Source organism: Streptococcus sp. SS-4456 (assembly GCF_036680365.1).
GTDB lineage: Bacteria > Bacillota > Bacilli > Lactobacillales > Streptococcaceae > Streptococcus.
On sequence record NZ_JAVIHI010000066.1, the window covers coordinates 1 to 4,876 of the forward strand.

General features: G+C 43.7%; 7 protein-coding genes. 6 read left to right on the forward strand and 1 reads right to left on the reverse strand.

What is annotated here, in order from left to right; genetic code table 11:
* Positions 1–58, forward strand: a 58-nt coding sequence (locus RFK25_RS11795) for an IS3 family transposase (RefSeq protein ID WP_443035555.1), incomplete at its 5' end; no start/stop codon positions are given.
* Here the strand turns inward: RFK25_RS11795 and RFK25_RS11180 are convergent.
* On the reverse strand, positions 52–483 hold the full coding sequence (locus RFK25_RS11180) for an alpha/beta hydrolase (RefSeq protein ID WP_332413506.1): 432 nt from the start codon (positions 481–483) through the stop codon (positions 52–54). The two genes, RFK25_RS11795 and RFK25_RS11180, sit on opposite strands and share 7 nt — an antisense overlap.
* A 155-nt stretch (positions 484–638) precedes the next feature.
* Here RFK25_RS11180 and RFK25_RS11185 point away from each other — a divergent pair, with 155 nt between their 5' ends.
* From RFK25_RS11185 to RFK25_RS11205, 5 genes are all read left to right on the forward strand, one after another.
* Complete coding sequence (locus RFK25_RS11185; protein WP_332413507.1) at positions 639–1,265, forward strand: CHAP domain-containing protein; 627 nt, start codon at positions 639–641, stop codon at positions 1,263–1,265.
* A gap of 206 nt (positions 1,266–1,471) precedes the next feature.
* Complete coding sequence (locus tag RFK25_RS11190; RefSeq protein WP_332413508.1) at positions 1,472–2,281, forward strand: amino acid ABC transporter substrate-binding protein; 810 nt, start codon at positions 1,472–1,474, stop codon at positions 2,279–2,281.
* Positions 2,282–2,293: 12 nt separating this feature from the next.
* The gene (locus RFK25_RS11195) at positions 2,294–2,953 is read left to right on the forward strand and encodes an amino acid ABC transporter permease (RefSeq protein ID WP_105118624.1); all 660 of its coding nucleotides are present in this window, start codon (positions 2,294–2,296) and stop codon (positions 2,951–2,953) included.
* Positions 2,954–2,962: 9 nt separating this feature from the next.
* On the forward strand, positions 2,963–3,706 hold the full coding sequence (locus tag RFK25_RS11200) for an amino acid ABC transporter ATP-binding protein (RefSeq protein ID WP_332413509.1): 744 nt from the start codon (positions 2,963–2,965) through the stop codon (positions 3,704–3,706).
* Positions 3,707–3,845: 139 nt separating this feature from the next.
* Positions 3,846–4,787 (forward strand): LacI family DNA-binding transcriptional regulator, encoded by a 942-nt coding sequence (locus RFK25_RS11205; RefSeq protein ID WP_332413510.1) that lies wholly within the window; start codon positions 3,846–3,848, stop codon positions 4,785–4,787.
* Positions 4,788–4,876: the final 89 nt, after the last annotated feature.

Genomic DNA, 4,876 nt, shown 5'->3' on the forward strand with positions numbered 1-4,876 from the left:
TAAAGAAAAACTAAAAGGACTTAGTCCTGTTCAGTACAGAACTAAATCCTTTCAATAATATTTTTTGTCTAACTTTTTGGGGTCAGTACACTTTTTCCAAAATCCCCAGCGTAAGAAATGGCGGATGAAGCAACGAATCATGGTAGGGTAGAAAGCGAAGATATCTGCTGTCGGAGCAGGGCCCATGAGAATCATGCCAGCCACCTGTGTGCGTTCAGCGACCATTTGAGCGAGTAAACAGCCCAGAGAATGCCCCAAGAGTAAAGGTGGCTCTTCCAAACTTTCAACCAAGGTTACCAAGTCATCGGCATAGTCTGTCAGACTAACCGCACCGACCTTTTCCATAACCTCATCATAGGGCAAGTTGTGGTAGCGTAGGCTAGGTGTATGAACCCGCATGCCCATTTTTTCTAGCTTACTAGCGAAATCTCCCCATACCGAACCGTCACACCAGGTTCCGTGAATTAACACAATATTTTTCATACTTTCCTCCTGACTTTTTTCTATTATAGCATGCTGCGAGCTAAATGTTAACCACCTGTAAAACGGCTGTCATACTTGTTACATTTCTTTAAGTCTCGTGCAAGATAAGTTGATTAGGATAGATACAGAAGAAATTTGAAAGGATTTGAATAGGTATGAATAAACACAAACTTCACAAAACAATGAAAGTTGCCCTTGCTACGGCGATCTTGGGAGGAATCTTGGCTCTAGGACAAGAATCTGTTATGGCGGACACAGAATTGACAGATAGTCCCAGTCTATCAGTCCTAACGCTTCAGCTTGAGCAGGAAGAGCAGTTGAAAAAAGAAGCAAAGGCTAAAGCTGCAGCTGAAAAGGCTGCGGCAGAAAAGGCCGCTGCGGAAGCTGCAGCCCAAGCAGCCCTTGCTACGAATATGGTATCAGAGGTTGCTGTCGAATACACGGCTAATACCTATCCAGCAGGTCAATGTACCTGGGGGGCAAAAGAAATGGCGCCTTGGGTTGGCAACTATTGGGGAAATGGTGGTGACTGGGCAGCCAGTGCGGCAGCTCTTGGTTATGAAGTAGGAACAACTCCTAAAGTTGGCGCAATCGCTGTCTGGACAGACGGTGGCTATGGTCACGTTGCCTACGTTACGGATGTAGCAACTGATGGAACAATTCAAGTAATGGAATCAAACTATGGAGGAGCTTACTACCCAAGTAATGTACGTGGCTACTTTGATCCAACAACCACTAGCGAAGGAACTGTAAGCTATATTTACCCTCCAGCTGGTGTCTAGGGATAGGCCTTATTTCGCTCCGAGGAATGCTTGGACGAATAAGTTGGCAGGACAAACTGAAAAATGCAAAGGTCTAGAAATAGGCCTTTTTCACAACCATGCTTTCGTTTTAAATTTTTTATACCCTTGATAGAAATTATATATTGGCTCATAAGATTCTTTCGTGATATGATAGTACAATCTGAAAAAGAAAGAGTGTACAATTCATGAAAAAATTAGCTTTATTTGCAACAACAGCCCTAGCAGCTTTTACTTTAGCAGCCTGCAGTTCTTCAACATCAACTAGCTCATCAAGCAGCACGGATCAAACTCTCTTGGCACAAATCAAGGAAGAAGGAGTTATTCAAATCGGTACTGAAGGTGCCTATGCTCCTTACTCCTACCATGACGAGAGCGGAAAATTGGTCGGTTACGATGTAGAGGTGGCTGAAGCAGTTGCTGAGAAATTGGGCGTTAAGGTCGAGTTTGTTGAAACCAAGTGGGATTCCATGATTGCAGGTTTGGACGCGGCACGTTTTGATACTATTGCCAACCAGGTCGGTGTGACAGACGAGCGAAAAGAGAAATACGATTTCTCAACACCATATACCTACATTTATGGAGCCTTGGTAGCTCATAAGGATAATGCAGGGATTACAGGTTTTGCTGACTTGACGGGCAAAAAATCAGCCAACAGCTTGACTAGTAACTGGGCAGATTTGGCGCGTGAAAACGGTGCAGAAGTTGTCGGTGTAGATGGATTTTCACAGGCAGTTGAATTGTTGAATACAAACCGTGTGGATGTGACCATCAATGACAACTTGGTATATTTGGATTACCTCAAGCAACATGCAGATGCACCGATTAAACTTGTGACCTTGACAGACGATGTTTCCACAACAGCCTTCCCTGTGGTTAAAGGAAATGAAGATCTGGTAAAAGAAATCGATGCGGCCTTGGCTGAATTGGCAAGCGAAGGCAAACTAGCTGAAATTTCAAACAAATACTTTGGCGAAGATGTATCAAAAGCCAAGTAAGCAGGAGAAACTATGACAGATAGAGTATGGCAATTAGTGATTGACTCATTTTCGCAGATACTTGTTCCAGGATTGTTGGTGACCATTCCACTGACAATCCTGTCTTTTGCCTTTGGCTTATTGTTGGCAATTGGAACCGCCTTGGTACAGGTGGCCAATCTTCCAGTACTCAAACAACTGGCTCGTTTTTACATCTGGATTATCCGTGGAACCCCTCTCTTGGTCCAGCTCTATGTCATTTTTTATGGTCTACCAAGTTTGGGCCTAGTCATCGATGCCTTTCCATCGGCAGTCTTGGTGTTTTCTATTAACACAGGTGCCTATGCTGCGGAAACCATTCGGGCTTCTATCGAGTCCGTGCCTAAGGGGCAGTTGGAGGCTGGCTATTCTGTCGGGATGAGTTTTGCCCAGACCATGCGCCGTATTATTCTTCCCCAGGCCTTTCGAGTGGCTTTTCCTCCCTTGTCCAATACTTTGATTGGTTTGGTCAAGGACACCTCTCTGGCAGCCAACATTACGGTCTTAGAGATGTTCATGGCAACCCAGCAGATTGCGGCTAGAACCTACGAGCCATTTATTCTTTACTGTGAAGTTGCTCTTATCTACCTACTCTTTTCAACTATTTTGACCAAACTGCAAGCCTTTGGTGAGAAGAAGCTGGCAGTTTATTAGGAGGTTCAGATGATTCAAGCAAGTGGAATAGAGCTGGCCTTCCATGGTCAGCAGGTTTTAAAGGGGATTGATGTTCAGGTCAATCCTGGAGAGGTAGTTGTCATCTTGGGTCCATCTGGCTCAGGTAAAACGACCCTACTTCGTTCCTTGAACTTTTTGGAAAAAGCTGACGCGGGTCACTTGGTTTTCGGTGAGGACAGCTATGACTTGGCTAAGATTAGCCATAAAGAAATTGCTGCCATTCGCAAACGAACAGCCTTTGTTTTTCAAAACTACAATCTCTTTGCCAACAAGACTGCCCTGCAAAACGTGACGGAAGGTCTGATTGTGGCTCGAAAAGTAGCTAAGCAGGAGGCTGAAACAATTGGTAAGACAGCCTTGGATAAGGTTGGTTTGTCGGACAAATATGAATTTTACCCAAGCCAGCTTTCAGGAGGTCAACAGCAACGGGTTGGCATTGCTAGAGCCATTGCTACCAATCCAGAGGTTATTTACTTTGATGAACCTACCTCTGCTCTTGATCCTGAGTTAATCGGAGAGGTTCTGACTGTCATGATGCAACTGGCTAAGGAAGGCATGACCATGGTAGTAGTAACGCATGAAATGGGCTTTGCGCGTGCAGTGGCCGATCGGGTTATTTTTATGGATGGGGGGCGGATTATTGAAGAAGGCCGACCAGAAGACATTTTTGACCATCCAAAAGAAGAACGAACCAAGCAATTCTTGGCTCGCATCCAGAAAGAAGATATATAGAATGAAAACACTAGCTTTGCTGGTGTTTTTAAGTTCCCTAAGGAAATATATGTTATAACTATCAAAACGTTTTTGATTTTTTTAGATAAATTCGATATAATAGAACAAGGAAAACGTTTGCACAAAATAAGGAGGGCTTATGGCAACTTTAGCGGATGTGGCTAGGCTAGCCAATGTATCGAAGATGACAGTTTCGCGTGTACTCAACCATCCTGAACAAGTGACGTCGGAGTTACGCACTTTGGTCACAGCTGCGATGGAGGAGCTACATTATAAGCCAAATGTTGTAGCCAAGGCCTTGGCTCAGCAACGCACCTTGATTGTGCAGGTAGTTATCCTTGAAAAAATGGATGTTGTTGAACCATATTACATTGATTTATTGCAGGGCATAGCAGCAGAATTGAATCATCGCAATTATACCTTGCAACTAGTAACAGATCCGAAGATGGTGACGGATCAGTGTGATGGCTACATTGTGACAGGTGCCAGAAAGTCAGATTATTCATGGTTGAAAAGTTTAGGAAAGCCGCTTATATTATTCGGAGAGAATAGCGAAGGTTTAGCATTTGTTGATTCAGATAACATGGAAGCCACTCAGGTAGCAACGGAATTCGCCCTTTCTAAAGGGTATGAACAGGTTTTCTTTGTGGGCATTGATTTGGAAGAGCCTTTTGAAGAAAGGCGGGAAGCAGGCTATAGAAAGGCTATGGAAGGTCGAGAGAGCCGCCTGTATCGATTAGCAAATCATTCTCATGTCGCAGAAGAATTTATCAGAAATTTAAACGATTTACCAGATAAGACCTGTTTTGTCTGTGCTTCGGATCGCCTAGCACTAGGAATTACAAGAGGGCTACAAGCTATTGGAAAATCCATTCCACAGGAAGTTGGTGTTATTGGATTCGATGGATTTTTTATTGACAGAATTTCAAATCCGAGGCTGACGACCATGAAGCAACCGATTCAAAAAATGGGGGCGATTAGTGTAAAGCGATTGATGGATATGCTGGACGGAAAACCATTAACCCACTTGGCTCATTTTTGCCGAGCAGAATTAATAGAACGAGAGACTACACCTCAGTAGTTTCAGATTGCAGACAAACATCGTTTTGGTGTTTGTCTTTTTTACTGTTTTTAGAGAAAAATGGCTGTTTTAATGCTGAAACCACCCCA